Annotated in this window: 2 protein-coding genes; both read right to left on the reverse strand. The window is 59.8% G+C overall.

The window, feature by feature from the left end; all coding sequences use genetic code 11:
• Nucleotides 1-1,295 precede the first annotated feature (1,295 nt).
• Nucleotides 1,296-1,496, reverse strand: coding sequence for a hypothetical protein (locus tag EN984_RS31905; protein ID WP_127268525.1), 201 nt, complete (start codon nt 1,494-1,496; stop codon nt 1,296-1,298).
• Nucleotides 1,497-1,832: 336 nt separating this feature from the next.
• Nucleotides 1,833-2,211 (reverse strand): hypothetical protein (locus tag EN984_RS31910; RefSeq protein ID WP_245480161.1); only part of this gene is annotated, 379 nt, incomplete at its 5' end.

The raw sequence follows: 2,211 nt of genomic DNA on the forward strand, positions 1-2,211 counted from the left end.
GCGCCGACTCCGGCCAACATCAATAGCGCCGCAGCGGCGCCCGTTAGGTGCATTTTCATACTGTTTCTCCTTGCGAGTCAGCATGACAAGATCGTCCAACGCTGACGAGCAACTGAACTTGAGCCAAATGAAAATGTTCCTCCGCTGGGGCTTCGGTCGGATGAGAAGTGCGACTTAAGTCCGGTCCGCGAGCGCATTGGTCTTACCGACGGGAACGGCTCTCTGTTCACGACTGTTTGTCTCCCGGATTCGGAGAAACAGATGGACAAAAGTGTTGGCCAAGCGCGCTGGTTGCTCGCACCGATTTTCGCGACGGCCGTCACCTTTCTGGTGATGGGAATAGTCCTTGGCTGACATGTCGTCGATCGGCGCAGCAACGTCCCTTCCTGCGCTGATAGGATTCGCAAGCCGCTTCGGCGGCTGGCGAATCCTCTATCTTCACCACGCGCGGGCCTGCTCATTCGGCAAGCGAGCGCTTCGTTCAGCTTATGCAACGTTGGGAGGTTTACTATGGATCGGCGATCCTTCTTGACAGCAATGTTTGGCATTGCCGGGGCAGCAGCCCTTGCAGGGGCAATTCGCCCGATCGAAGCAGTGGCCGGTGTTCCAGGCGCCGGAAACGGCATTCTCGATGAAATAGAGGCGTCACAAACAGAGGCCTTCGACGACGGTACACATGCGGAGGTGCAGCCGGTCGACCATCGACGCTGGGATCGGGACTGGGATCGGGACCGGGATCGGGACTGGGATCGGGGCTGGCGCCGGCGCCGGCACGGGCGGCGATGGAGACGGGTCTGCCGTAGTTATTGGCGGCATGGTCGCCGTCGCGTCCGGTGCTATCGCAGACGCGGGCCCTCGGTCATCCTTCGGTTTTAGCAGCTAGCCAGCACGTCTTAGCGGCTTGACCAGCGCGATCGGCTCGGCGTCCGCATTTTTCCGGCGGTTGCCGAGCAGAATGCCGTTTGCCGAGGCTGGAGCTCCACATGGCGAGGCGGCGCGAAGGTGAATCCGCACCAGACAGAAGCGAAGACGTCAAGATGACGGTGCACCGACGCATGCCATCCGTTGGCGAGAAATGGCCCGGCAGCCAGGTGCAAAGGGAGGCACGCCGGGCCAGCCGACTTCTGGCGGTCGCCGGCCATCCTTATATTCTATACGTCTAATATTAATGCAAGCGGCGCCAAAAGCCTCCGGTGGACAATACATCGCCCGAAGCCGTCCGCTCCACTGGACGAAGCCTGGAGGACCCGCGCGGCCGCAATCTCGCCATCGCCCGGCAATTGGTTCGGGCTCGTTCAGTTTGCCGCTTTGCTATCGTGTGTCGATCGAGCGGGCGGCGAAGGCAGGGCACGTTGATCCGCAGGCTGCTCGCTGAAGTAGAGCGAACTGCCGAGAACAACGAAGACGATGCCCACCGCCATCAATCCAACCATGAGCACGGCGATCGCCGTGCCTGGACCATGGCCTGTCTTGACGATGATGGATCGGTGGGGCATCGCGCCGTTCTCCGGATATGGCACACCAGGGGTGCCGAACCTTCGCGACAAACGACAAGCGCGGCCCGATGTTCCCTTGGCGGAGCTTCAATCGGTCAGGTCGGGCTTTTGCTTTTTCCTGTAGGACCAAGGTCTTATCTGTTGTGCGCAAAAGTCCAAGGGGCCTTGTTCAGTTCCGATAATGTCCCTTGGATGTTCCGCTATTTTAGGTAAATCTGATATAAAGCCTGGGGGGAAAACTTAGCCAGCCAAGCACATTTTCCCGCGAAACGGGCATGGAAAATGTGGCTTTGGCAAGTTCAACAACAGGCAGTCATGTCTCGGGCGACGAATGGCTCACGTCTCGTCGAATGGGCCCTCGCGGTTCTGATCGCGCGTGATCGCGGCTTCTTCCTCATCATCGGGAAGGGCGTCGTCGCTGTCCTGGTACGCGTTATCGTCGTCCTCGTCGGGCAGATCGCCGTCTTTTTCGATGCCGTAACGCATGTCGCCGTTTTCCGGCACGGACTCTGGCAGGATCTCGCCGCCCTTGATTGCATCCCAATCCTGCTGCTCGATGGTCGGCCCGTCCGCCTGCGGTGCGTCATCTTCGATATCGGCGTCTGGTTTGTTGCGCGGTGCCATGCTGGGCTCCTTTCCTTGAAAACTGGAGGCGAACTCGGGGTGACGGCGTTTGTTCCCGTGCTTGAAGTGCAGGCGTGCTTCTGGATTGCCG

Origin of the sequence: Mesorhizobium sp. M7A.F.Ca.CA.004.12.1.1 (genome assembly GCF_003997835.1) — a bacterium.
In the GTDB taxonomy this organism is placed as follows: domain Bacteria; phylum Pseudomonadota; class Alphaproteobacteria; order Rhizobiales; family Rhizobiaceae; genus Mesorhizobium.

What these genes read in the sequence shown, in the direction of transcription:
- EN984_RS31905 (WP_127268525.1), bottom strand. Translation starts at nt 1,496, where the DNA reads ATGCCCCACCGATCCATCATCGTCAAGACAGGCCATGGTCCAGGCACG.